This is a genomic window from Kocuria salina (genome assembly GCF_013368965.1).
Classification (GTDB): domain Bacteria; phylum Actinomycetota; class Actinomycetes; order Actinomycetales; family Micrococcaceae; genus Kocuria; species Kocuria rosea.
This window is the reverse complement of the sequence record NZ_SSSF01000004.1, coordinates 279,058-301,396: the sequence shown is the minus strand read 5'-3', so window position 1 is coordinate 301,396 and position 22,339 is coordinate 279,058. Positions and strand designations below refer to the sequence as shown.

General features: G+C 73.4%; 27 protein-coding genes. 16 read left to right on the top strand and 11 right to left on the bottom strand.

Annotation, left to right across the window (positions count from 1 at the left end):
- Positions 1–38: 38 nt before the first annotated feature.
- Entirely contained in the window at positions 39–314 is a 276-nt protein-coding gene (locus E7Z53_RS10490) for a helix-turn-helix domain-containing protein (protein WP_095651514.1), read from the top strand.
- A 55-nt stretch (positions 315–369) separates the two neighbouring features.
- Here the strand turns inward: E7Z53_RS10490 and E7Z53_RS10485 are convergent, their stop codons facing one another.
- The gene (locus tag E7Z53_RS10485) at positions 370–780 is read right to left on the bottom strand and encodes a hypothetical protein (RefSeq protein ID WP_176337719.1); all 411 of its coding nucleotides are present in this window, start codon (positions 778–780) and stop codon (positions 370–372) included.
- Positions 781–891: 111 nt separating this feature from the next.
- On the opposite strand from E7Z53_RS10485, the gene E7Z53_RS10480 reads away from it, so the two are divergent.
- Positions 892–1,692, top strand: coding sequence for an amidohydrolase family protein (locus E7Z53_RS10480; protein WP_017834356.1), 801 nt, complete (start codon positions 892–894; stop codon positions 1,690–1,692).
- Here the strand turns inward: E7Z53_RS10480 and E7Z53_RS10475 are convergent.
- Positions 1,650–2,204, bottom strand: coding sequence for a dihydrofolate reductase family protein (locus E7Z53_RS10475; protein WP_176337718.1), 555 nt, complete (start codon positions 2,202–2,204; stop codon positions 1,650–1,652). The two genes, E7Z53_RS10480 and E7Z53_RS10475, sit on opposite strands and share 43 nt — an antisense overlap.
- 107 nt (positions 2,205–2,311) lie before the next feature.
- On the opposite strand from E7Z53_RS10475, the gene E7Z53_RS10470 reads away from it, so the two are divergent.
- Both E7Z53_RS10470 and E7Z53_RS10465 read left to right on the top strand, forming a co-directional pair.
- The gene (locus tag E7Z53_RS10470) at positions 2,312–2,728 is read left to right on the top strand and encodes a VOC family protein (protein WP_035923955.1); all 417 of its coding nucleotides are present in this window, start codon (positions 2,312–2,314) and stop codon (positions 2,726–2,728) included.
- Positions 2,729–2,765: 37 nt separating this feature from the next.
- Positions 2,766–3,158 (top strand): VOC family protein, encoded by a 393-nt coding sequence (locus tag E7Z53_RS10465; RefSeq protein ID WP_176337717.1) that lies wholly within the window; start codon positions 2,766–2,768, stop codon positions 3,156–3,158.
- Between the two features lie 17 nt (positions 3,159–3,175).
- On the opposite strand, the gene E7Z53_RS10460 is transcribed toward E7Z53_RS10465, so the two are convergent.
- The 3 genes from E7Z53_RS10460 to E7Z53_RS10450 form a co-directional block, all read right to left on the bottom strand.
- A complete protein-coding gene (locus E7Z53_RS10460) occupies positions 3,176–3,685 on the bottom strand; it encodes an SRPBCC family protein (RefSeq protein WP_176337716.1) in 510 nt (169 codons plus the stop codon).
- 216 nt (positions 3,686–3,901) lie between these two features.
- On the bottom strand, positions 3,902–4,660 hold the full coding sequence (locus tag E7Z53_RS10455) for an SDR family oxidoreductase (protein WP_035923957.1): 759 nt from the start codon (positions 4,658–4,660) through the stop codon (positions 3,902–3,904).
- A gap of 45 nt (positions 4,661–4,705) precedes the next feature.
- Positions 4,706–5,434, bottom strand: a complete 729-nt coding sequence (locus E7Z53_RS10450; RefSeq protein WP_017834285.1) for a beta-ketoacyl-ACP reductase — start codon at positions 5,432–5,434, stop codon at positions 4,706–4,708.
- A 176-nt stretch (positions 5,435–5,610) separates the two neighbouring features.
- On the opposite strand from E7Z53_RS10450, the gene E7Z53_RS10445 reads away from it, so the two are divergent.
- The 3 genes from E7Z53_RS10445 to E7Z53_RS10435 are packed head-to-tail and all read left to right on the top strand — an operon-like array spanning position 5,611 to position 7,421.
- On the top strand, positions 5,611–6,105 hold the full coding sequence (locus E7Z53_RS10445) for a DUF3099 domain-containing protein (protein WP_052132716.1): 495 nt from the start codon (positions 5,611–5,613) through the stop codon (positions 6,103–6,105).
- A 54-nt stretch (positions 6,106–6,159) separates the two neighbouring features.
- Positions 6,160–6,438: a hypothetical protein gene (locus tag E7Z53_RS10440; protein WP_095651523.1), complete on the top strand. Its 279-nt coding sequence runs from the start codon at positions 6,160–6,162 to the stop codon at positions 6,436–6,438.
- Positions 6,435–7,421, top strand: coding sequence for an SURF1 family cytochrome oxidase biogenesis protein (locus E7Z53_RS10435; protein WP_176337715.1), 987 nt, complete (start codon positions 6,435–6,437; stop codon positions 7,419–7,421). The genes E7Z53_RS10440 and E7Z53_RS10435 overlap by 4 nt, the downstream gene beginning before the upstream one ends.
- Before the next feature lie 21 nt (positions 7,422–7,442).
- On the opposite strand, the gene abc-f is transcribed toward E7Z53_RS10435, so the two are convergent.
- On the bottom strand, positions 7,443–9,041 hold the full coding sequence (gene abc-f / locus E7Z53_RS10430; protein WP_109222751.1) for a ribosomal protection-like ABC-F family protein: 1,599 nt from the start codon (positions 9,039–9,041) through the stop codon (positions 7,443–7,445).
- 308 nt (positions 9,042–9,349) lie between these two features.
- Between abc-f and E7Z53_RS10425 the strand changes: the two genes are divergently transcribed.
- The 9 genes from E7Z53_RS10425 (at position 9,350) to ypfJ (ending at position 18,085) form a co-directional block, all read left to right on the top strand.
- Positions 9,350–10,318 carry a glucosyl-3-phosphoglycerate synthase gene (locus E7Z53_RS10425; protein ID WP_017834290.1) on the top strand — a complete coding sequence of 323 codons (969 nt, stop codon included), beginning with the start codon at positions 9,350–9,352 and terminating at the stop codon, positions 10,316–10,318.
- Positions 10,315–11,454, top strand: coding sequence for a glycosyltransferase (locus E7Z53_RS10420; RefSeq protein WP_031283427.1), 1,140 nt, complete (start codon positions 10,315–10,317; stop codon positions 11,452–11,454). Before E7Z53_RS10425 ends, E7Z53_RS10420 begins: the two co-directional genes overlap by 4 nt.
- A complete protein-coding gene (locus tag E7Z53_RS10415; RefSeq protein WP_052132718.1) occupies positions 11,451–12,482 on the top strand; it encodes a Gfo/Idh/MocA family protein in 1,032 nt (343 codons plus the stop codon). The genes E7Z53_RS10420 and E7Z53_RS10415 overlap by 4 nt, the downstream gene beginning before the upstream one ends.
- A complete protein-coding gene (locus tag E7Z53_RS20780) occupies positions 12,479–13,573 on the top strand; it encodes a zinc-dependent alcohol dehydrogenase (RefSeq protein ID WP_035923959.1) in 1,095 nt (364 codons plus the stop codon). Before E7Z53_RS10415 ends, E7Z53_RS20780 begins: the two co-directional genes overlap by 4 nt.
- Positions 13,574–13,701: 128 nt before the next feature.
- Entirely contained in the window at positions 13,702–15,150 is a 1,449-nt protein-coding gene (locus E7Z53_RS10405) for an AI-2E family transporter (RefSeq protein WP_176337714.1), read from the top strand.
- 10 nt (positions 15,151–15,160) lie between these two features.
- On the top strand, positions 15,161–15,784 hold the full coding sequence (locus tag E7Z53_RS10400; protein ID WP_017834295.1) for a biotin transporter BioY: 624 nt from the start codon (positions 15,161–15,163) through the stop codon (positions 15,782–15,784).
- Positions 15,785–15,787: 3 nt separating this feature from the next.
- Entirely contained in the window at positions 15,788–16,525 is a 738-nt protein-coding gene (locus E7Z53_RS10395; protein ID WP_017834296.1) for an energy-coupling factor ABC transporter ATP-binding protein, read from the top strand.
- Positions 16,522–17,133 (top strand): energy-coupling factor transporter transmembrane component T family protein, encoded by a 612-nt coding sequence (locus E7Z53_RS10390; RefSeq protein WP_035924101.1) that lies wholly within the window; start codon positions 16,522–16,524, stop codon positions 17,131–17,133. The genes E7Z53_RS10395 and E7Z53_RS10390 overlap by 4 nt, the downstream gene beginning before the upstream one ends.
- A gap of 43 nt (positions 17,134–17,176) precedes the next feature.
- Positions 17,177–18,085 carry a KPN_02809 family neutral zinc metallopeptidase gene (gene ypfJ, locus E7Z53_RS10385; protein WP_031283431.1) on the top strand — a complete coding sequence of 303 codons (909 nt, stop codon included), beginning with the start codon at positions 17,177–17,179 and terminating at the stop codon, positions 18,083–18,085.
- 21 nt (positions 18,086–18,106) lie between these two features.
- Here ypfJ and E7Z53_RS10380 read toward each other — a convergent pair whose 3' ends face one another.
- From E7Z53_RS10380 to sufD, 5 genes are all read right to left on the bottom strand, one after another.
- Positions 18,107–18,829, bottom strand: coding sequence for an NYN domain-containing protein (locus E7Z53_RS10380; RefSeq protein WP_176337713.1), 723 nt, complete (start codon positions 18,827–18,829; stop codon positions 18,107–18,109).
- An 81-nt stretch (positions 18,830–18,910) separates the two neighbouring features.
- The gene (locus E7Z53_RS10375; RefSeq protein ID WP_095651528.1) at positions 18,911–19,702 is read right to left on the bottom strand and encodes a ZIP family metal transporter; all 792 of its coding nucleotides are present in this window, start codon (positions 19,700–19,702) and stop codon (positions 18,911–18,913) included.
- 133 nt (positions 19,703–19,835) lie between these two features.
- Positions 19,836–20,192, bottom strand: coding sequence for a metal-sulfur cluster assembly factor (locus E7Z53_RS10370; RefSeq protein ID WP_035923963.1), 357 nt, complete (start codon positions 20,190–20,192; stop codon positions 19,836–19,838).
- Between the two features lie 39 nt (positions 20,193–20,231).
- Entirely contained in the window at positions 20,232–20,993 is a 762-nt protein-coding gene (gene sufC / locus E7Z53_RS10365) for a Fe-S cluster assembly ATPase SufC (protein ID WP_017834303.1), read from the bottom strand.
- Positions 20,994–21,054: 61 nt separating this feature from the next.
- Entirely contained in the window at positions 21,055–22,254 is a 1,200-nt protein-coding gene (sufD, locus tag E7Z53_RS10360) for a Fe-S cluster assembly protein SufD (protein ID WP_043739415.1), read from the bottom strand.
- Between the last annotated feature and the right edge of the window lie 85 nt (positions 22,255–22,339).

The following is a 22,339-nucleotide window of genomic DNA, read 5'->3' as shown; positions in this document are numbered from 1 at the left end:
CAGGTTCATGCTCAGGGCCGGTCCCTAGACTGCCCGCCATGGCGAGCAGGGTGCGACCGGAACCACAGGACCAGTGTCTCTCCTGGCCGGACGAGATCTGCGGCGACCCGGTGGCGGAGCGGGCGAGGCTGTTCGCGCTGAACCTGCGGGCGGCCGCGGGGTCCCGGACGCTGCGGGAGCTCGGGGCGCTCACCGGTGTCGACCACACGGCGCTGTCCCGGATCCTGGACGGGCACGTCTGGCCGGACGGGTACACCATCGCCCGCCTCGAGGTGCGGCTGGGGGTCAGCCTGTGGCCCCCCTACGAGGAGTGATCCGCACCGCCCGGGCACGGCCGCCGCGCCCAGGCCGGGACGGTCCCGGGGCCGGTCAGGGCGCGGTCAGGTCCAGCCAGTAGGTGTAGCTCTGCTCGTCGTGGTGCAGCAGCCGCTCCAGCGGTCCGGCGTAGGCGTCCAGGGCGCGGCCCACGAGCTCGCGCACGTCCCGCGCGGCGACCGTGACGGTGCCGCCGAGCTCGTCGTCGGCCGTCTCGCGCACCACCACGACCCGGCCCGGGTCGCCCCAGACGTATTCGCCCGCGGCGTCGCGCAGGGCGTCGACGAAGAACTCCTGGTCACCGTCGTGACCGAGCACGTCCAGGCGCACCGCGTCGGGGTGGCGGCGCGCCAGCTCGGCGGCCACCAGGCGCAGCAGCTTCCGGGCGTAGCTGCGCCGGGCCCGGTCGAGGGCCTCCTCGGCGGCCTGGAGCACGTGGTCGGGGGTCAGGACAGTGGTGGTCACAGGCATGCAGTGTATGTGTGCGGAAGCAACGAGGGTGGGCGCCACCCCGGTCGCGCCGCCGGACCGGCCCGCCCCCGCGCACCGCCCCACGGTCTCGGGCAGAATGACCGCATGATCGACGCCCACCTGCACGTGGTCGACCCGCGGTTCCCGCTGGTACCCAACCAGGGGTACCTGCCGCCGACCTTCACGGTCGGGGACTACCGGCGCAGGGTCCGGGAACTGGGCGTGGCGGGCGGGGCCGTGGTCAGCGGCTCCTTCCAGGGCCACGCCCAGGAGTGGCTGCGCTCGGCGCTGGCGGAGCTCGGCCCCGGATTCGTCGGCGTGACCCAGCTGCCGCCCGCCGTCCCGGACGAGCAGGTGCGCGAGCTCCACGGGGCCGGGGTGCGGGCGGTGCGCTTCACCCTCCGCCGCGGCGCCGACGCGGACCCTGCCGGCATCGAGCGGCTCGCCCGGCGGGTGCACGACCTCGCCGGGTGGCACGCCGAGTTCTACGCGGACGCCGCCGCGCTGGAGCACCTCGCCCCCGTGCTGCGGCGCCTGCCGCGGGCCGGCGTCGACCACCTCGGCATGAGCGCGGCGGGGCTGCCGCGGCTGCTCGAGCTCGTCGAGCGGGGCGTGAAGGTCAAGGCCACGGGGTTCGGGCGCGTCGACCTCGACGTGCCGGACGCGCTGCGCCGGATCCACGCCGTGGACCCGACCGCCCTGCTCTTCGGCACCGATCTGCCGAGCACCCGGGCGGAGCGCCCGTTCCGGGACGCGGACGTCGCGCTGGTCGCCGAGACCCTGGGCGCCGGCGCCGCGGCGGCCGTGCTGCACGACAACGCCGCGGCCTGGTACGGGCTGCCGCGCGCGGCGGCGGAGAGCGGCTACTCCGGCCACACCTGCCGGTCCGGGCCCTCCAGGACGTAGCGCAGCTCCACGGCGCCGCCCTCGAAGTGGGTGGTGCGCTGGAGCCGCAGGTCGCGCGCCGCTGCGGTCGGCAGGACGGGATGTCCTCCGCCCAGCACGATCGGCATGTAGGTCAGCCACAGCTCGTCGAGCAGACCGGCGTCCGCGAACTGGGCCGCGAGCTTCCCGCCGCCCACCACCCACAGGTTCCGCTCGCCCGCGGCGGCGACCAGGGCCTCGGCGTGCATCGTGACCGGTCCGCTGACGAAGGTCGGCTCCGCCCCCGCCGGCCGCGGCAGCTCGCGGTGGGTGAAGACCCAGACCGGCAGGTCCCCGTAGGCCCAGTCCCCCTGGTCGAGGACGAACTCGTACGTGCTCGCGCCCATCGCGAGCGCGCCGACGTCGCCCAGGAACGCGTCGTAGTGCTCCTGGTAGGCCTCGAAGCCGTACTGCAGCAGCCAGTCGAGGTGGTTCTCCCGGTCGGCGATGTACCCGTCGGCGCTGGCCGCCACGTAGTACTGCGTTCTGCTCATGCGCACCAGGTTACGCACCCCTCCGGCGGCTTCCCAGGGTTGCTTCCCCCGCGCCGCGGACGGCGTCATGATGGGAGCATCGACCGATCGACGCGGAAGGCCCGGCCATGCCCATGCTGCTCAATCCCTACTTCTCGTTCCGGGACACGGCAGAGGAGGCGATGACCTTCTACCGCTCGGTGTTCGGCGGGGAGCTGTCGGTCAGCCGGTTCAGCGAGTACGGGGCCAGCGACGACCCCGCGGAGCAGGACAAGGTGATGCACTCGATGCTCACCACCGGGACCGGCATGGTCCTGATGGCCGCCGACACCCCGAACAGCATGGACCTGGCCGTCGGCGAGAACGTCTCGGTCTCCGTGAGCGGGGACGACGAGTCCGTGATGCGCGGCTGGTGGGAGGCACTGGGCGCGGGCGGGACCGTCACGATGCCGCTCGAGGAGGCCCCCTGGGGCGGTCTGTTCGGGATGTGCACCGACCGGTTCGGCATCCACTGGATGTTCAGCGTCGGCGACGCCGGCTCCTGACGCGCCCCGCGCCGCCCGACCCGAGAAGGAGCGTCCCATGCGCATCACCCACACCAGCGTCTTCGTCGACGACCAGCAGCAGGCGCTGCTGTTCTACACCGGCAAGCTCGGCTTCATGGTCAAGCACGACGTCCCCGCCGGCGGCGCCCGCTGGCTCACCCTGGTCTCGCCCCAGGCGCCCGAGGGCGTCGAGCTGGTGCTCGAGCCCTCCGAGCACCCCGCCGTGGGGCCGTTCAAGGCCGCGCTCGTGGCCGACGGCATCCCTTTCACGAGCTTCGGGGTCAAGGACGTGCGGGCGGAGTACGAGCGGGTGCGCGAGCGCGGCGTGCACTTCGTCCAGGAGCCCACGGTCTCGGGCCCGTACACCACCGCGGTGCTCGACGACACCTGCGGCAACCTCATCCGGATCGCGAGCCCCAACCCCGGGTGAGGCCCGTCCGGCGGGGATCAGTCCCGGGCCCGGAGCTGCTCGGCGAGCGGCCGGTAGTGCCCGGACATCGCAGGGTGGTAGTCCCGGGCGAAGTCGACGGCGTCCGGGTCCCCGCCGGTCTCGGCGGCCACGAGCCGGTCCAGGTAGTACTCCCAGCCGGGCCCCACCGACTCCACCTCGTCGGGGTCCGGGTACCGGTGGGTGAGCCGCAGGACGGTGGTGCCGTCGTCGTCCTGGAGGTCGAGGTCCACGCGCCAGGCGTCGGCCGCCGTGCCCAGGGTGAGCGCCAGGTGCCGGGGCGGGTCGCAGCGGCGGATCAGCAGGGGCTCGGGCTCGTCCAGGTCCTCGACCGTCAGCAGCACCTCGACGCGCCCGGTGGCCGGGTCACCGCTCCACGTCCCGTACCACCGGGCCAGCCGGGCGGGGTCCGTCACCGCGGCCCAGACCTCCTCGACGGGGGCGCGGAACGTGCGGGTGAGGACGAGGTGACCGCCGGGGTCGAGGCGTCCGGTGGGCTGTGGGGTCATGGTGGCTCCTCGCTCGGCTCCGCACCGCGCGGAGGTGCTCCTGGCCGAGGCGCGATCGGCCTCGTGCCGTGGAGTCCATGATTAGCACCCCCGGAGGCCGGACGGCGTCACATTGCGGACGGTTTCGCGCCGCCGCGGGCTCCGGTGGCGGCAGGGACGGCGGCGGGGCGGTCACCCGGGAGGGCGCCCGCCCCGCCGTCGTCGGGGGCCGTGGGCCTAGCGGCGACCGGCCTTCGCCAGGAAGTCGTCGGCGCCGCCGACGAGCTCGACGTGCCCGGTGGGGACGTCCGCGGTGACCATGCGGGCGATCTCCTCGGCGAACTCCTGCACGGAGTAGAGCTTGCCGGCGGCCTCGCGGCGCTCCTCGAGCGCCCCCGGACGGGCCCGGTTGAGCAGGGTCGCGGTCACGGTGCCCTCGATCATGTCGCCGGAGACCACCACGAACGTGATGCCCTTCCCGGTCAGCTCCGGGATGCGGGCGGTGAGGGCGTCCTCACCCGCGCGCTTGGACTTGGCGACCTCCACGTACTCCGGCATGGTCTCGACGTCGTTGATGAAGTGCGCCTGGTGGCTGGTCACGAAGACCACGCGCCCGCCCTCGGGCAGGTGCTCCAGCGCGGCGCTGAGGGTGTCGTTCTGCGCGTCCCGGTTGAGCTTGAGCGCGTAGTCCTCACCGAGGTCCGTCTCCATGCCGCCGGAGGCGTTGAGCACGAGCACGTCCACCCCGCCGAAGGCCTCCACGGCGCGGGCGAACAGGTTGCGGACGTCCTCGGGCTCGGTCATGTCCGCCTGGACGGCGATGGCCTTCCCGCCGGCCGCCTCGATCTCCTTGACGACCTTGTTGGCGCGGGGCGCCTTCTGCCGGTAGTTGACGACCACGTTGGCGCCCTCCCCGGCCAGCAGCTTCGCGGTGTCGGCGCCGACGCCGCGCGAGGACCCGGTGACGACGGCGGTCTTGCCTGCAAGTGAACTCATGGTGCTCCTTCGGTGGAACGTGCGGGGATCAGGGGGCGGCGGGGCTCAGTGGCCCATGCCGAGGCCGCCGTCCACGGGGATGACGGCGCCGGAGATGTACTTCGCCTCGTCGGAGGCGATCCAGCGCACGACGGCGGCGACCTCCTCCGGCTCGGCGAACCGGCCGGCCGGGATCGAGGCGAGGTAGTTCTTCTGGGTGTCCTCCGGCAGCGCCGCGGTCATCTCCGTGTTGATGAACCCGGGGGCGACGACGTTGGCGGTCACGTTGCGCCCGCCCAGCTCCCGGGTGATCGACCGGGCGATGCCGACCAGACCGGCCTTGGACGCGGCGTAGTTGACCTGCCCGGGCGAGCCGTAGAGCCCGACCACGGAGGAGATGAGGACCACGCGCCCGCGCTTGAGGCGCATGAATCCCTTGGCGGCGCGCTGCACCACGCGGAACGCGCCGGTGAGGTTGGTGTCCACGACGTCCTGGAAGTCCTGCTCCTTCATCCGCAGCAGCAGGGTGTCCCGGGTGATCCCGGCGTTGGCCACGACGACCTCGACCGGGCCGAACTCGGCCTCGACGGCCTTGTACGCGGCGTCGATCGACGCGGAGTCGGTGACGTCGGCCTGCACCGCGAAGAAGCCCTCGGGCGCCTCGCCGGAGCGGTAGGTGACGGCCACGTTGTCCCCGGCGTCCTGGAACGCCTGGGCGATGGCCCGTCCGATCCCGCGGTTGCCGCCGGTCACGAGGACGGTGCGGGGGGCCGGGCTGCGCTGCTCGTCTGCCATGGGGAGGGGGCCTTTCGGTCGTGGGTCGCGGGTGCGCGGCACGCCGGTCGGCGCCGGCCCGCGGGGAAATCCCCCCAATCGTACCGGTCGCCGCGGGCGACCGGACGGCAGCCCCGGAGGACCGCCTTCTCTATGTCGGACCCCGGTGAGATACTCGATCGTCTGTTGGGAGGACCATGAGCAAGCGCTATCTCACGACCGGCGAGGCCGCCGGCCAGGACGACGTCCACTCGATCACCGCCACCGCGGAGCCGCACACGCAGGACATGGGCCACCGGATGAAGGTCTACAGCATCCAGATGGGCCTGCGCATCGTGTGCCTCATCGTGTTCGTCGCGGTCGACAACATCTGGGTGCGCGGCGTCGCGATCCTGGGCGTGGCCGTGCTGCCGTGGATGGCGGTGCTGCTGGCCAACAGCAACGACCGCTCCGCCCGGACGAGCCAGTACTACGAGCCGCCCGCCGCGCCGGCGCTGGCCGCCGCCCCCGAGCCGCGGCCGCCGGCCGCGCCCCTGGCGATCGACTTCGTGCTCGAGGGCGAGTTCGTCGCCGGGCACCGCGAGGACGACCCCGTCCCGGACGGCCGCGGGAGCACGACCGCTCCCAGCGGGGACCCGGCTTCCTCCGCTACTGTCGAGGACGACACCACCCGGCGCCGCGGAGCGGCCTGAGCCCGCCGCGGGCCGTACCGGGATCCGCCGAAGACCCTGAGGAGCACGACCGCCGTGGAGTTCGACCTGCTCGGATCGCTGTCCCCGCGAGGCGCCGACGCTCCCCCGGCCGGGCCCGACACCCCGCAGTGCTCCCGCAAGGGCTGCCGTGCGGACGCCGCGTGGCAGATCCGCTGGAACAACCCGCGCATCCACGCCCCGGAGCGCCGCAAGACGTGGCTGGCGTGCCCCGAGCACCGCGGCGACCTCGAGCAGTTCCTCGGCGCGCGCGGCTTCTGGAAGGACACCGTCCCCCTCGCCGACGCCGGCCCCGCGCAGGAGCGCCGGGGATGAACGACTACCGTTTCCTGCTCAGCGGCAAGTGGCTAGGCTTCTTCCTTCTCGCCTGCGCCGCCGCCGTGGTCTCGGTGTACCTGGGCGGCTGGCAGATGGACCGCAACGACCACCTGGTCGGCGAGAACGCCAAGATCACGCAGAACTACCGCGCCGAGCCTCTGACCGGTGCGGCCGCCGCCGAGCAGTTCGCCGTCCACGACGAGCGCCTCACCTGGCACCCCGTCGAGCTCACGGGCGAGTACCTGCCCGAGGACCAGGTGCTGGTCCGCAACAGGCCGCAGGACGGACGCGTCGGCTACGAGGTGCTCGTCCCGTTCCGCACGCAGGACGGGGACGTCGTGGTCCTCGACCGCGGCTGGATCCCCACGGGTGAGGCGGCCAACGGGATGCCGGACGAGGTGCCGGCCCCGCCCGCCGGCCGGGTGACGGTCACCGCCCGGCTCCAGCCCGGGGAGCCGTCCGTCAGCCGCGGCGCCCCCGCGGGCCAGATCGCCTCGATCGACCTCGAGGAGCTGCGCGAGCGCTGGGACCGGCCGATCGGGACGGCGGCCTACGGCGAGGTCTTCGCCGAGGACCCGGCCCCCGCGGCGGCCCCCGCGCCGGCTCCGGAGCCGGAGATCGACTCCGGGCCGCACCTGTCCTACTCGTTGCAGTGGTACGCGTTCGCGGCGCTGTTCTTCGTGGCCTGGGGCTACGCCGCCCGGCAGCAGGCCCGCAACGACGCCTGGGACCGCCAGTTCGCCCAGGAGATGGAGCGTCGGCTCGCACGGTTCTACGACGAGGACGGCAACTACATCGGCGAGGGCGACGAGGAGCTCGTCGTCCGCCAGCTCGAGATGGCCGACGACATGCCGGCCCACCTCAGGTCGCTCATGCGCCCCCGGCCGCAGCGCCGGCGCTCCGGCCCCACGTGGGAGGACGAGGAGGACGCGATGCTGGACGCTCTGGAGCGCGAGCGCACCTCCGCCGCCCGCGACTGACGTCGCGAGGGGCGCCCGCCGTCAGGCGAGGGAGATGAGGTCCTGGTACTCCTGGCTCCACAGGTCCTCGGTGCCGTCGGGCAGGATCACCACGCGCTCGGGGTCCAGCGCCTCGACCGCGCCCTCGTCGTGGGAGACGAGCACGACCGCGCCCTCGTAGGTGCGCAGCGCGTTGAGGATCTCCCGGCGGGAGGCCGGGTCCAGGTTGTTGGTCGGCTCGTCGAGCAGCAGCACGTTGGCGGAGGAGGCCACGAGGGTCGCCAGCGCCAGGCGGGTCTTCTCGCCGCCGGAGAGCACCCCGGCCGGCTTGGACACGTCGTCGCCCTGGAACAGGAACGAGCCCAGGACGTTGCGGACCTCCGTGTCGGCGAGGTCCGGGGCGGCGGAGCGCATGTTCTCCAGCACCGTCCGGTCCGGGTCCAGGGTGTCGTGCTCCTGGGCGAAGTAGCCGAGCTTGAGGCCGTGCCCCGGGACCACCTCACCGGTGTCCGGCTGGGCCTCGCCCGCCAGCATCCGCAGCAGCGTGGTCTTGCCGGCGCCGTTGAACCCGAGGATGACCACCCGGGAGCCCCGGTCGATGGCCAGGTCCACGTCGTTGAAGATCTCGAGCGAGCCGTAGGACTTGGACAGGTCCCGGGCGGTCAGCGGGGTCTTGCCGCAGTCGGCGGGCTTCGGGAAGCGGATGTTCGCGACCTTGTCCGCCTGGCGCTCGCCCTCGAGGCCGTTCATGAGCCGCTCGGCGCGCTTGATCATCTGCTGGGCGGCCACGGCCTTGCTGGCCTTGGCGCGCATCTTGTTGGCCTGGTCCATCAGCGCGGTGGCCTTCTTCTCCGCGTTGGCGTACTCGCGCTTGCGGCGGTGGGCGTCCTGCTCGCGCTGCAGCAGGTAGTTCTTCCAGCCCATGTTGTACAGGTCGATGACGCAGCGGTTGGCGTCCAGGTACAGGACCTTGTTGACCACCATCTCCATCAGCTCCACGTCGTGGCTGATCACCAGCAGCCCGCCCTGGAAGTTCTTCAGGAAGTCCCGCAGCCACACCACGGAGTCGGCGTCCAGGTGGTTGGTGGGCTCGTCGAGGAGCATGATGTCGGCGTCCGAGAACAGGATGCGGGCCAGCTCCACGCGACGGCGCTGCCCGCCGGAGAGGGTGCGCAGCGGCTGGTCGAGGATCCGCTCGGGCAGGTCCAGGTTGGACGTGATCGTCGCGGCCTCGGACTCCGCGGCGTAGCCGCCGCCGGCGAGGAACTCCGACTCGAGCCGGTCGTAGCCGCGCATGGCCTTGTTGCGCACGGCGTCGTCCTCGGAGGCCATGTCCTGCTCGGCCTGGCGCAGGCGGGCGACGACGCCCGCGAGGTTGCGGGCGGAGAGGATGCGGTCCCGGGCCAGCTGCTCCATGTCCTCGACCTTGGGGTCCTGCGGGAGGTAGCCGATGGCCCCGGTGCGCGTGACCGTCCCGCCCGCGGGCAGGGTCTCCCCGGCGAGGACCTTGGTCATCGTGGTCTTGCCGGCGCCGTTGCGCCCGACCAGGCCGATCTTGTCCCCCTTGTCCACCCGGAAGTTGACCTCGTCCATGAGCAGCCGCGCACCGGCACGCAGTTCGAGGTTCTGGACAGTGATCACGGAGGAGACCTTTCGGGAGGCAGTGGTGGGGAGTGGGTGCCCTGACCGGGCAACCTGTCCATTCTACCGGTCCCCGTTCCGCGGCGGCACCCCGCGCAGCGGGCCGGGTCCGCGTTCTTGCTCACGTGCCGGACGGGCGCCTTCTCCGGGGCATCTTCTGCGCGGCCCGGGCCCGGAGGCTGACACATTCGCCCGACACAATCGCCCGACTCCGGGCGGACTCTTCTCGGCGGGGCCGTCGCTGGGTAGTGTCCGACGTCAACTGGTCAGTCTCCTTCCAGTATTTCTCATCGTCGGAAGCGGGCAGCATGCGACAGGACGTCCAGCAGTGGTTCACCACCCGCAGCTACCACGGCAGCCAGTGGTCCGCCGAGCAGCTCTGCCGCCGGAAGCGCGGCAGCACGGTCAGCGTGGTGCTCCCGGCCCGCAACGAGGCCGAGACCGTGGGCGCGATCGTCACCGCGCTGCGGCGCACGCTCATGGAGGACGTGGCGCTGATCGACGAGCTCGTCGTCATCGACTCCGACTCGACGGACGGCACGGGGGCGGTCGCCGCGGCGGCCGGGGCCCGGGTCCACCGGCAGGCCGACATCCTGCCCGCCCACGGCAACGTCCCCGGCAAGGGCGAGGCGCTGTGGAAGTCCCTGGCCGTGACCACCGGGGACGTGCTCGCGTTCGTGGACTCGGACCTGCGGGAGTTCGACCCGCAGTTCGCCGTGGGGCTGCTGGGGCCGCTGCTGACCGAGCCGGGGGTGCAGTTCGTCAAGAGCTGCTACGACCGCCCGCTGCACGACGGCGCCACGGTGATGCCGGCGGGCGGTGGGCGCGTCACCGAGCTCGTGGCCCGCCCGCTGCTGAACCTGTTCTGGCCGCAGCTGGCGGGGCTGGTCCAGCCGCTGGCCGGGGAGTACGCGGGACGCCGGAGCCTGCTCGAACGGGTGCCCTTCGTCTCCGGGTACGGGGTGGAGATCGCGATGCTCATCGACGTGCTGGAGGCCGTGGGCCTGGACGCGATGGCCCAGGTGGACCTGGGTGTCCGGTCCCACCGGAACTCCTCCGACGCCGCCCTGGCCCGCATGGCCGCCCAGATCCAGCTGACGGTCCAGGCGCGGCTGCGCTGCGACTCCCCCGTCGCCGACGAGAGCGGGCGCCTCACGCAGTTCCTGCGCCAGGGGGAGCGCTTCCTCGCCGAGGTCCACGACGTCAGCGTCCGCGAGCGCCCGCCCATGGTGCAGGTGCCCGAGTACCGGGCGCAGCCGGCCGGCCGCGTCGCATGAGCGCGCTGCGGGTGCTCGTCAACGCGGGCCCCTGGCTGCCCGTGCCCCCGTCCGGCTACGGCGGGATCGAGACGGTGGTCGCCACCCTGGTGCCGGAGCTCCGGCGCGCCGGCGTGCACGTCACGCTCGCCACAGTGGGCCCCAGCACGCTCGAGGCCGACGACCACCTGCGCCCCCTGCCCGAGCCCGCGTTCCGCTCCATCGCGATGCCCTACAACCGGGTCTCGGGCATCGCCCACGCGCACATGCAGGGCCTCGTGGACGCGCTGCGGGGACCGCGGCGGTGGGACCTCGTGCACGACCACCTGGAGGTCGTGGGACCGTCCGTGCTGGGCGCGATGGGCACGGCGGCCCCACCGGTGCTGCAGACCCTGCACTGGGACCTGCGCAAGCACCCCGAGTTCTACTCGGCGTTCGACGGACGGGGCCGGGTCCGGTTCGCGGCGGTCTCCGCGTCCCAGCTCGAGCGGGCGCCGGCCAACCTGCGGCGGCAGACGCTGGGGGTGGTGCCGCTGGCCGCGCCCCCGGGGCTGCCCGTGGACGCGCCCCGGGGCGAGCACGCGCTGGTGCTGGCCCGGATCACCGCCGACAAGGGCCAGGACACCGCAGCCCGCGTCTGCCGGCGGGCGGGGATCCCGCTGGTGCTGGCCGGGCCCGTGGCCGGCATCGACGACCCCGAGGAGCTGGAGCGGCGCCTCGCCGACGGCGACGAGGCGCTGCGCTCCCACCCCGACGTCCGGTACTGGCTCGAGGCGGTCCGGCCCCTGGTCGACGGGACGTCGGTGGCCTGGGTGGGCGGGGTGGCGGGCGAGCGCAAGGAGCGCCTGCTGCGCTCGGCCCGCGCCCTGCTGACGCCCAACCGCTGGGCCGAACCCGGGGCCACCGGTGTCGTCGAGGCGCTGTCCCGGGGGGTGCCCGTCGTGGGGACCCCCCTGGGGGTGCTGCCCTCCCTGGTGGAGCACGGCCGCACCGGGTTCCTGGCCGCGGCGGAGGACGACCTGGTCGAGCACCTGCGGGACCTGGACAGCATCGACCCGCAGACCTGCCGGGACGCCGCCGAGCAGTGGACGCCGGCGGGCATGGCCCGGCGCTACCTGGACCTGTACCACCGGCTCCTGGAGGAGAACCCGACATGACGCTGCGCATCACCCTGGTCGGGGCGGGATCCGTGGCCCGTCGCCACGTCGACGTGCTGCACGGGCTCGGCGGGGCGCGCGTGGTCGGGGTGACGGACGCGCACCTGCCCGCCGCCACCGCCCTGGCCGCTGAACTCGACGTCCCCGCGTTCACCGACCCCGCGCAGGCCCTCGACGCCGTGGCGGCCGACGCCGTCTACGTCTGCGTGCCGCCGTTCGCCCACGGGCCCGCCGAGCTCGCCGCGCTGGAGCGCGGCAAGGCGCTGTTCGTGGAGAAGCCCGTGGGACTGGGCCTGGACGTCGCCGAGCAGATCGGCGCCCGGGTCGAGGAGAGCGGGGTGGTCACGGGCACCGGCTACCACTGGCGCTGCCTCGACACCGCCGTGCTGGCCCGGGAGCTCCTCGCCGAGGCGCCCCCGCTGCTGGCCAACGGCTACTGGCTGGACAAGCGACCGCCCGTGCCGTGGTGGGGGCGGACGGACCGCTCGGGCGGCCAGGTCGTGGAGCAGCTCACCCACGTGCTGGACACCGCCCGCTTCCTGCTGGGCGAGGCCGTCGAGGTGTACGCCGCAGGGATCCGCAGGGCCCCGGACGGGGCCCCGCAGGACTACGGCGACGTCGACGACGCCACCGCCGCGACCGTGCGCTTCCGCTCCGGGGCCGTCGCCACGCTCGCCGCGACGTCGGCGCTCGCGGTCAAGCACCGCGCCGCCCTGCACACCGTGAGCCGCGGGCTCTACCTGGAGCTCTCGGAGCAGGGCCTCACCGCCTACGCCGCGCGGGACCGCTCCGAGCACACCCCCGCCGAGGACCCGAGGGTGACCGTCGACCGGGAGTTCCTCGAGGCGGTGCGCGGCGAGCGCGAGTCCACCCGCGCACCCTACGGCGAGGCGCTGCGCACCCACCGGCTCGCGTGCGCGATCGCCGACTCGGCGCGCACCGGGCGGCCCGTCGCCCTGGCGGACCCGGACCGCGTGGGACCGGACCGCGTGGGACCGGACCGCGCAGGACCGGCGGGTGAGCCGTGAGAGCGCGCCGCAACCTCGTCGTCCCCGCCCGGCACCGGATCGAGATCGTGGAGGAGGAGCTGCCCGCGGTCCCGGACGGCGGCGTGCTGCTGGAGACCCTCGCCACAGGGCTGTCCGCGGGCACGGAGCTGGCCTTCGTCAAGGGAGACCACCCGGGGCTGCACTCCCGGCACGACACCGAGCTCGGGCTGTTCCGGCCCGGTGCCGCGGAGCAGGGCTACCCGGTGCGCCGCCTGGGCTACATGGAGGTCGCCCGGGTGGCGAGCTCCCGCACGCCGGCGTTCCGGGCCGGCGACGTGCTCGCCACGGCCTACGGCCACGCCACCGCCCACGTCGCCGACCCGCTCACCGAGCACCTGGTGCCGCTGCCGGAGGCGCTGGACCCCCTGCTCGGCGTGTTCGTCGCCCACTTCGGCCCCATCTGCGCCAACGGGCTGCTGCACGCCGCGGCGGACGCGGGACCGGTCCGCGGGCTCGGCGACGGGGTCGCCGGGCGGCTCGTGCTGGTCACGGGCGCGGGCCCGGTGGGTCTCATGACGGCCCTGTTCGCCCGCGCCCTCGGCGCGCGCGAGGTCGCCGTCGCCGACGCCGACCCCCGACGGCGAGCGCTCGCCGAGCGGCTGGGCTTCTTCCCCCTGGACATCGCCGACGACCCCGGCCGGGTGCTCAAGACCCGCTGGCGGCACGGGCCGGGCGACCACGGCGCGGACCTCGTGTTCCAGTGCCGCGGCAAGCCCGAGGCCCTGCACGCGGCGCTGCGCGCGGTCCGGCCGCAGGGCAGCGTCATCGACCTGGCGTTCTACACCGCGGGCGCGGACGCGGTGCGGCTGGGCGAGGAGTTCCACCACAACGGGCTGAGCCTGCGCTGCGCACAGATCGGCCGGGTCCCCCGCGGTCTCGCCCACACCTGGGACCGGCAGCGGCTGTCCGCGGAGACCATCCGCCTGCTGGCCGCCCACGGCGGCGAGATCCGCGAGCACCTGATCAGCGACGTCGTGCCCTTCGACGAGGCTCCCGCGCTGATGCAGGACGTGGTCGTGCGGCGCCGGCACGTGCTCACCGCGGTCTTCGTCGTCGACGACCCCCGCTGAGCCCTCCGGCCCGCGCGCGGGCACCGTTGGACAGCCCTCCACAGTCGCCTTAGTGTTGGCTCGATCGCCGTCGTCCCGTCCGCGGTGCCCGTCTTCCCTTCGCCACCCACGCCCCGAGGAGCGCCCGCATGGGAAATCCCCCACGCCCCGAGCAGCACAGCACGTCGTCCGGAGGCTCGAGTGCGGCGCCGCTGCACGCCGAGCGCGTCCTCGGCGGTCAGGCCGACCCCGGCACCAGCGCGGCCCCCGCCACGGGCCCCGGGGTCGAGCCCGCCGGCTTCGAGGAGGCCACCCAGGCCCTCGCCCCCGCCGTCAGCCCCTGGGCGGACTCCCTCGGCCGGGCCGGTTCCCGCGCCGCCCAGACCCTGCTCGTCGCCGCCGTGGTGGTCGGGCTGATCTGGATCCTGCTGCAGGTCAAGGTCGTGCTCATCGCCGTGCTCGTCGCGCTCATCCTGGCCTCCGCCGTGGGACCGGTCGTGAAGTGGCTCGAGCGCAGGGGCTGGTCCAACCTGCTGGCCACCCTCGCCGCCTTCCTCGGGATCCTGGCACTCGTCGGCGGGGTGCTCACCGGCATCGTGCTCGCCGTGCGCAGCGAGTGGGACACGCTCACCGCCTCGGCGGTGGAGGGCTGGGAGGAGCTGCAGCGCCTCGTGCAGTCCGGACCGATCCCCGTCGACACGGCCGCCATCGACTCCGCCGTCCAGCAGGCCGGGGACTTCGTCACCAGCGGCTCCTTCGCGGGCGGCGCCCTCAGCGGCCTGGGCGCCGCCACCGAGTTCGTGACCGGCCTGGTGCTGATGATCGTGGTGCTCTTCTTCTGCCTCAAGGACGGCGAGAAGATGTGGAACTTCACGCTGCGCTGGTTCCGCGGCGAGCGCCGGGCCAAGCTCGCGGAGTCCGTGGACCGCAGCGCGCAGGTGCTCGGCGGCTACGTCCGCGGAACGGCGTTCGTGGCGGCGGTGGACGCCGTGCTCATCGGGGGCGCGCTGCTCGTCCTGGGCGTCCCCCTGGCGATCCCCCTCGCGGTCCTCGTGTTCGTCACCGCGTTCATCCCGGTGGTCGGCGCCACCATCGCGGGCATCATCGCCGCCCTGGTCGCCCTGGTCACCAACGGGCCGGTCATCGCCCTCGCGGTGGTCGTGGTGATCGTCGCGGTGAACCAGATCGAGGGCAACATCCTGCAGCCCATCATCATGGGCCGCACCCTCAGCCTGCACGCCCTCATGGTGCTGCTCGCCCTGACCGTCGGCACGCTGGTCGGCGGCATCTTCGGCGCCATCCTGGCCGTGCCGTACACCGCCGTGGCGTGGGCCGTCATCCAGGTCTGGTCCAACCGCTACCAGGTCGGCGACGACCCGGTGCTCGGCCCGGACCCGGTGAACCCGAAGGACCGCGTCGAGGCCAAGGCCACCATGGCCGAGCGCTGGAAGTACCAGCGGATGCGCTACCAGCAGGCCCTGGGCGGACGCTTCGGGGCCACGGAGCGCGACGCCGTCCGGCAGCGCGACGACGCCGAAGGCGCGGGGCCCGCGCAGGACGAGGACACCGGTTCCGCTCCGGGGGCCCGCAAGCCCTAGTCTGGGTGCCATGACCAACGTCGAGCGCCGCCGCACCATCACCGCCGAGGACCTCGCGAACATCGCCGTGTTCGCCGCCCTCACGGCCGCCCTGTCCGTGCTCCCCGGGATCCCCCTGGGCGCGGCGGGGGTGCCGCTGACCCTGCAGACCCTCGCCGTGTTCCTGACCGGCCTGGTCCTGGGCGGCACCCGCGGGCTCCTGGCCGTGGCGCTGTACGTCCTGGTGGGCCTGATCGGCGTGCCGGTGTTCGCGGGCTTCCGCGGCGGCTTCGGCGTGCTCGCCGGGCCCTCGGCGGGCTACATCCTGGCCTTCCCGTTCGCCGCGGCCGCGGCCGGCTACGTGGCCCAGTGGCTGATCCCGGCCCGCCGGGCCAACGACGGCGGCGCCACCAACGCCCGCTACGAGCGCACCGGCACCTACACCCTGCGGCTGGTGGCCGCGGCCCTGGCCGGTTTCGTGGTGATCCGGATCGGCGGCATCCTCGGCCTGGTGGTCAACGCGCGCCTGCCCTTCCAGGACGCGTTCCTCGCCGACCTCGTGTTCTGGCCCGGCGACCTGCTCAAGGTGGTGCTCGCGGCGGTCATCGCCGTGGGCGTGCACAAGGCGTTCCCCCGGATCGCGGGCACGCGCTGAGCCGTGCCCGGATCCCCCGGGGCCGCGGCCCTCGTGTGCTCCCGCGTGACCGTCACGGTGCCCACCGCCTCGGGTGAGCTGACCCTGCTGCGCGACCTCGACGTGAGCCTGGGCGAGCGGCGGGTGGCCGTGCTCGGGCTCAACGGATCCGGGAAGTCCACGCTCCTGCGGCTGTTCAACGGCCTCGTCCGCCCGTCCTCGGGCACGGTCACGGTGCACGGCACCGACGTGACCCGGGACGTGCGCGCGGCCCGGCGTCGGGTGGGCTTCGTGTTCACCGACCCCCTCTCCCAGCTGGTGATGCCGACCCCGGTCGAGGACGTCGAGCTGTCCCTGCGCGGGGCCGGCGTGCCCCGGGCCCGACGACGGACCGCCGCCCTCGAGCTGCTCGAGCGCGCGGGCATCGGCCACCGGGCCGAGCACAGCATCTACGACCTCTCCGGCGGGGAGCGCCAGCTGGCGGCGTTCGCCGCGGTGCTCGCCGTGGAGCCCGAGGTGCTCGTCCTCGACGAGCCCACCACCCTGCTCGACCTGCGCAACCGGGGGCGGCTCATGGGGCTGCTCGACGGGCTCCCGCACCAGCTGCTGATCTCCACGCACGACCTCGGCCTGGCCGCGACCGCCCCGCGCGTCCTGGTCCTGCACGAGGGCGCCCTGGTCGCGGACGGTCCGCCCGAGGAGGTCGTCCCCGCCTACGAACGGTGGTGCGCGCACGGCTTCCCCGGGGAGGCGCGCCCGTGAGCCGGGGCCCGGACCTCTTCGGCAGCTACTCCCCCGGCACCGGCCCCCTGCACCGCGCCCCGCTCCGGGTCAAGGGGCTCGGCATCGTCGCCGTGACCCTGGCCGTGGTGCTCTCGCCCTCGTGGCCGGTCCCCGCCGCGCTCACTCTGCTCCTGCTCGTCGCGGGCTCCGCCGCGGGCATCGGCGCCCGCGAGTGGTGGCGGGGACTCGCCCCCGCCCTGCCCGTGCTGGTCCTGCTGGCCGTCTACCACGTCCTGACCTCGGGACCGGCCATGGCCGCCGACGTGGTGCTGACGATCGTCGTCCTCCTCGTGCTCACCCGGGTCCTGATGCACACCACGCCCCTGCCGGAGCTCCTCGACGGCGTCGTGTGGCTGTGCTCGCCGGTGCGGCTGGTCGGGGCGGACCCCGAGCGCATCGGCCTGGCGATCTCCCTGATGCTGCGCTCGATCCCCTTCATCGTGGGCGCCGTGGGCGAGCTCCGGGACGCCGTGCGAGCCCGTGGGCTGCGCCCGAACCCCGTGCGACTGGTGACCCCGGCGGTGATCTCCGCCGTCGCCTACGCCCAGCGGACCGGTGAGGCCCTCGCCGCCCGCGGCTTCGACTGAGCGCCGGCACCCGCGCCACCATCAGACGGCTTACACTTCAGCCATGAGTTTCGACAACAGCTCCCAGCTGGACGCCTCCCGCGTCGGCAGCGGCGGCGGGCGAGGACGCGGGATCGCCGTGGGCGGTGGACTGGGCGGCGGACTGCTGCTGCTCGTCGTGGGGCTGCTCTTCGGCCAGGACGGCATCGACGCGATCACCGGCGGGGGCGGCCAGGACACCGGGTCGCAGACCTCCGTGGAGCAGGAGCGGGCGGAGCGGTGCCGGACCGGTGAGGACGCCAACCGGTACACCGACTGCCGGATGATCGCCACCGCGCAGAGCCTCGACCAGTTCTGGGAGGACTACCTGCCGCAGGCCACGGGCGAGCAGTACGTGATGCCCGGCGTGGAGCTGTTCGAGGGCCAGACCAACACGGGGTGCGGCGCGGCGTCCTCGGCCGTGGGCCCGTTCTACTGCCCTGCGGACGAGACCGCCTACCTCGACATCGCGTTCTTCGACGAGCTGCAGACCCAGTTCGGCGCCGAGGGCGGCCCGCTGGCCGAGGAGTACGTGCTCGCCCACGAGTTCGGCCACCACATCCAGAACCAGATCGGCACCCTCGGCTACGCCCAGCAGGACCCGCAGGGCCCCGAGTCCGGCGCCGTGCGCGTGGAGCTGCAGGCCGACTGCCTCGCCGGGCTGTGGGCCGGCGGCGCCGCCGGGGACACGTCAGGGGCCGTGGACCTGGGCGACATCTCCCAGGAGGAGCTCGACCAGGCCCTCGACGCCGCCTCCGCGATCGGCGACGACCGGATCCAGGAGACCACCCAGGGACGGGTCAGCCCCGAGAACTTCACCCACGGCGCCTCCGCCCAGCGTCAGCTGTGGTTCTACGCGGGCTACCGCACCGGCGACATCAACGCCTGCGACACCTTCAGCGCCCGCGACCTGAACGCCCCGCCGGCCCTCTGACCCCCTCCGAGCGCGCCCGGGTCAGCGGCGGCGGCTGTCCCGCACCTGGACGCCCGGGTTCTGCCGGCGGACGTCGAAGAGGCCGGTGGCCTCGATGAGGTCGCTGAGCTTGCGGTACCCGTAGTTGCGGGAGTCGAAGGACGCCTGGTTGCCGATCTGCTGGCCGACGGCGCCGAGGTGCGCCCAGCCGTCGTCGCCGCTGGCGGCGTCCACCGCGCTCCGCAGCATCCTGACCAGCCGGGCGTCCCCGCGCAGCGCCTGCTGCGGCGCGGCCGCCGGCGCCTCCCCGGGCTTCTCCTCGGCGGGCTCCCCCAGGCTCTCCACGTAGGTGAACTGCGAGCAGGCGTTGATGAACGGCTCCGGGGTCTGCCGCTGGCCGAATCCGTAGACCTTGTGCCCGTCGGTGAGGATCCGCATCACCAGCGGGGTGAAGTCGGCGTCGCTGGAGATGATCGCGAAGCCGTCGACCGATCCGGCGTAGAGGAGGTCCATGGCGTCGATCACCATGGCCATGTCCGAGGCGTTCTTGCCGGTGCTGTAGGCGAACTGCTGGATCGGCCGGATCGCGTACGCGTGCAGCACCGCCTCCCACTGCTGCAGGTGCGGGCTCTTCCAGTTGCCGTAGGCGCGCCGGACGTTCGCGGCGCCGTGGCGGGCCACCTCGGCGAGGACCACGTCGATCTTGGCCGCCGGTGCGTTGTCGGCGTCGATGAGCAGGGCGATGCGCTTTTCGTCGGTGTTCACGCGTCGACTCTGCCACGGACCGGGCCCGAGCGGAGCACGGGACGCGCGGCGTGACGCCCCCCGGGGAGCGCCGAGCGGTGCTCAGGCCAGGGACAGGGCGAAGGACAGGGCGAAGCCCGCCGCCGTGCTCAGGGCCACCGCCGGCCCGCCGTGCTCGTAGGCCTCCGGCATCAGGGTGTCGGCCAGGGACGCGATCACCGCGCCGGCGGCGAAGGCGAGCGGCAGGGAGATCGTCTCGGGGTCGCTGCCGGCCAGCGGACCGGCGCCGATCAGCACGGCCACCACCAGGAGCACGGCGCAGACCGTCCAGAGCAGGACGGCCTTGCCGCGGGGCATGCCCTGCTCGCGCATGGACGCCGCGCCGACCAGGGACTCGGGCAGGTTGGACACGAAGATCGCCGCGAGCAGGGCCAGCCCACCCGTGCCCTCGGTGAGCGAGACGCCCAGCGCCACGTTCTCCGGCACACCGTCCAGGGTGACGGCGGCCAGCAGCGCCAGCCCCGCGGCGCCGCCGGTGGAGGCGGCCGTCGGCGCCTTCTCGTCCGCGGCGGCGTCGGTGTCCAGCTTGGCGCTGCCCTGCTGCTGCTCCGCGTCCGCGGAGGCGGGCCCCGGCTGCGCCCAGCGGTCCAGGAGGGCGCTGAGCGCCGTGAAGACCACGGCGCCGGCGAAGAGACCGATGACGGCGAGCCAGATTCCGCCCCGCTCGTAGGCGTCCTCGAACAGCTCGAAGGCCAGCGCGGTGATGAGCGCGCCCGCGGCGAAGGACAGCAGGATGGCGAGCAGGCGCTTCGGGAGCTCGAAGCGCACGCCGACCAGCGCCCCGATGACGAGCGCGCTCGAGGCGACGATCCCGAAGAGCAAGGTCTGGCCCATGACGGCAGTGTAGGAGCGCGCGGCGTCGGCGCACCCACAATTCGCAAGGTTACTTATCGAACGGGGCGCGGCACGACGACGCCCCGCCCACCTCCTGCGAGGTGGGCGGGGCAGCGTCGGTGCGGAGGAGGACTCAGATGTTGAAGCCCAGGGCCCGCATCTGGTCGCGGCCGTCCTCGGTGATCCGGTCGGGACCCCACGGCGGCATCCAGACCCAGTTGACGCGCCACTCGTCCACCATGGGGTCGAGGTTCTGCGCGCACTGCTCCTCGATGACGTCCTGCAGCGGGCACGCGGCCGTGGTCAGGGTCATGTCGAGGACCAGGGCGCCGTCCTCGGCCCACTTGGAGCCGTAGAGCAGGCCCAGGTCCACGATGTTGACGCCGAGCTCGGGGTCGATGACGTTCTTGAGCGCCTCCTCGACCTCCTCGGCGGAGGGCCGGCCCGCGGTCGCGGGGTCGGCGGTGGTCTCAGCAGGGGTGTCGGCCATCGCTGGCCTCCTTTCGAAAGCTGGTGGGGTCGGAGCCGCTTACTTGGCGGGGGCCAGGTAGCGGTCGTAGCCCTCGTTCTCGAGCCGCTCGGCGAGCTCGGGACCGCCCTCGTCCACCACGCGGCCGTCGTGGAACACGTGCACGAACTGCGGCTTGATGTAGCGCAGGATGCGGGTGTAGTGGGTGATGAGCATGACGCCCATGTCGTTGGTCTCCAGGGCGCGGTTGACGCCCTCGGAGACGACCTTAAGCGCGTCCACGTCGAGCCCGGAGTCGGTCTCGTCCAGCAGGGCGATCTTCGGCTTGAGCAGCTCGAGCTGGAGGATCTCGTGGCGCTTCTTCTCGCCGCCGGAGAAGCCCTCGTTGACGTTGCGCTGGATCATGTCGGGGCTGATCTTCAGCTGCTCCATGGCGGCCTTGACGTCCTTGGTCCACGTGCGCAGCGAGGGGGCCTCGCCGTCGATCGCGGTCTTGGCCGTGCGCAGGAAGTTGGAGGTCGTCACGCCGGGGATCTCCACCGGGTACTGCATGGCCAGGAAGAGCCCGGCGCGGGCGCGCTCGTCCACGGACATCTCCAGGACGTTCTGGCCGTCGAGGAGGACCTCGCCGGAGTCGACGACGTACTTGGGGTGCCCGGCGATGGTGGAGGCCAGCGTGGACTTGCCGGAGCCGTTGGGGCCCATGATCGCGTGGACCTCACCGGAGGTGATGGTCAGGTTCACGCCCTTGAGGATCGGCTTGGTGGTCTCGTCGTCGAGCACGACGGACGCGTGCAGGTCCTTGATCTCGAGAGTTGCCATGGATGGTTCTCCTGTGGTCGAAAAAGTCTGGGGTCGGAAGGGTGCGTGCGGGCGCGGCGGATCAGTAGTTCGCGGAGGCGAGCTCGTCCTGGACGGACCCGCGCAGCCGCTCCTCGATGTCCGGGACACCGATCTGCTGGATGATCTCGAAGAGGAACCCGCGGACCACGAGCCGGCGCGCCTCGTCCTCGGGGATGCCCCGGGACATGAGGTAGTACAGGTGCTCGTCGTCCAGCTGGCCCGTGGTGGAGGCGTGGCCCGCACCGGTGATGAGGCCGGTCTCGATCTCCAGGTTCGGCACGGAGTCCATCCGCGGGCCGTCGTTGAGGATCAGGTTCCGGTTGAGCTCGTAGGTGTCGGTGGCCTCCGCGGTGGCGCGGATGAGGACGTCGCCGATCCACACGCCGTGCGCGTTCTCGCCCTGCAGCGCGGACTTGTAGGTCACCCGCGAGGTGCAGTGCGGCTGGGAGTGGTCCACGAACAGCCGGGACTCCAGGTGCTGGCCGGCGTCCACGAAGGTCAGCCCGTACATCTCCACGGAGCCGCCCGGGGCGTCGAAGCGGGTGGACGGGGTGACCCGCACGAGGTCGCCGCCGAGGCTGACGAGCACGTGCTTGAAGGTCGCGGACCGGCCGAGGCGCGCCTGCTGGGAGGAGGCGTGCACGGCGTCGTCGTCCCACTCCTGGAGGGTCACCACGGTGAGGTTCGCGGAGTCGGCGACCCGGAACTCGACGTTCTGCGAGAGCACGGCGCTGCCGTGGTGGCGCAGGACCACGAGGGCCTTGGAGAAGGGCTGGGCGTCGATCACGAGGTGCTGGGCCGCCGGGGTGGCGTCCGAGCCGTGGATGTCCACGAGCACGGGCGCGGCGACCTCGGTCTCCTGCGGCACGGTGAGCACCGTGGCCTCGGTGACGCTGCTCCACGCGTTGGCGGAGACGCGGTCCTCGGGGATCCCGGCGCTGCCGATGCGGGCGTCGTCCCGGCCCACGGTCTCGACGCGCACGGCGTCCGAGTCCACGGTCACCGCGGGCGCGGGGCCGGTCAGGGCGTCGGCGTGCAGCCCCTTGAGGCGCTTGAGCGGGGTGAACCGGAAGTCCTCCTCCCGGCCGGTGAGCTTCGGGAAGTCGGCGACGTCGTAGGACGTGCGCCGCCCGGCCCGCGAGGAGTCGGGCACGCCGGAGATGTCGCCGTGGGCGGTGTGCCGCACCAGGGTGTCGTTCTCGACCTTGTCGCGGGCCAGCCGCTCCCCCTCCAGGTCCATGCCCGGGATGGCGACGCGCCCCTCCCCGGTGCGGACCCCGTCGACCTTCTCGCCCAGGTTGCCGTAGGCGTCCTTGGCCGCGCCG

What these genes read in the sequence shown, in the direction of transcription:
- E7Z53_RS10460 (WP_176337716.1), bottom strand. Translation starts at nt 3,685, where the DNA reads ATGACCCCACAGCCCACCGGACGCCTCGACCCCGGCGGTCACCTCGTC.
- E7Z53_RS10370 (WP_035923963.1), bottom strand. Translation starts at nt 20,192, where the DNA reads ATGGCCGACACCCCTGCTGAGACCACCGCCGACCCCGCGACCGCGGGC.
- sufD (WP_043739415.1), bottom strand. Translation starts at nt 22,254, where the DNA reads ATGGACCTGGAGGGGGAGCGGCTGGCCCGCGACAAGGTCGAGAACGAC.
- E7Z53_RS10420 (WP_031283427.1), top strand. Translation starts at nt 10,315, where the DNA reads ATGAGCGCGCTGCGGGTGCTCGTCAACGCGGGCCCCTGGCTGCCCGTG.
- E7Z53_RS10405 (WP_176337714.1), top strand. Translation starts at nt 13,702, where the DNA reads ATGGGAAATCCCCCACGCCCCGAGCAGCACAGCACGTCGTCCGGAGGC.
- E7Z53_RS10375 (WP_095651528.1), bottom strand. Translation starts at nt 19,702, where the DNA reads ATGGGCCAGACCTTGCTCTTCGGGATCGTCGCCTCGAGCGCGCTCGTC.
- E7Z53_RS10450 (WP_017834285.1), bottom strand. Translation starts at nt 5,434, where the DNA reads ATGGCAGACGAGCAGCGCAGCCCGGCCCCCCGCACCGTCCTCGTGACC.
- sufC (WP_017834303.1), bottom strand. Translation starts at nt 20,993, where the DNA reads ATGGCAACTCTCGAGATCAAGGACCTGCACGCGTCCGTCGTGCTCGAC.
- E7Z53_RS10425 (WP_017834290.1), top strand. Translation starts at nt 9,350, where the DNA reads ATGCGACAGGACGTCCAGCAGTGGTTCACCACCCGCAGCTACCACGGC.
- E7Z53_RS10435 (WP_176337715.1), top strand. Translation starts at nt 6,435, where the DNA reads ATGAACGACTACCGTTTCCTGCTCAGCGGCAAGTGGCTAGGCTTCTTC.
- E7Z53_RS10480 (WP_017834356.1), top strand. Translation starts at nt 892, where the DNA reads ATGATCGACGCCCACCTGCACGTGGTCGACCCGCGGTTCCCGCTGGTA.
- E7Z53_RS10475 (WP_176337718.1), bottom strand. Translation starts at nt 2,204, where the DNA reads ATGAGCAGAACGCAGTACTACGTGGCGGCCAGCGCCGACGGGTACATC.
- ypfJ (WP_031283431.1), top strand. Translation starts at nt 17,177, where the DNA reads ATGAGTTTCGACAACAGCTCCCAGCTGGACGCCTCCCGCGTCGGCAGC.
- E7Z53_RS10470 (WP_035923955.1), top strand. Translation starts at nt 2,312, where the DNA reads ATGCCCATGCTGCTCAATCCCTACTTCTCGTTCCGGGACACGGCAGAG.
- E7Z53_RS10465 (WP_176337717.1), top strand. Translation starts at nt 2,766, where the DNA reads ATGCGCATCACCCACACCAGCGTCTTCGTCGACGACCAGCAGCAGGCG.
- E7Z53_RS10455 (WP_035923957.1), bottom strand. Translation starts at nt 4,660, where the DNA reads ATGAGTTCACTTGCAGGCAAGACCGCCGTCGTCACCGGGTCCTCGCGC.
- E7Z53_RS10490 (WP_095651514.1), top strand. Translation starts at nt 39, where the DNA reads ATGGCGAGCAGGGTGCGACCGGAACCACAGGACCAGTGTCTCTCCTGG.
- E7Z53_RS10415 (WP_052132718.1), top strand. Translation starts at nt 11,451, where the DNA reads ATGACGCTGCGCATCACCCTGGTCGGGGCGGGATCCGTGGCCCGTCGC.
- E7Z53_RS10400 (WP_017834295.1), top strand. Translation starts at nt 15,161, where the DNA reads ATGACCAACGTCGAGCGCCGCCGCACCATCACCGCCGAGGACCTCGCG.
- E7Z53_RS10445 (WP_052132716.1), top strand. Translation starts at nt 5,611, where the DNA reads ATGAGCAAGCGCTATCTCACGACCGGCGAGGCCGCCGGCCAGGACGAC.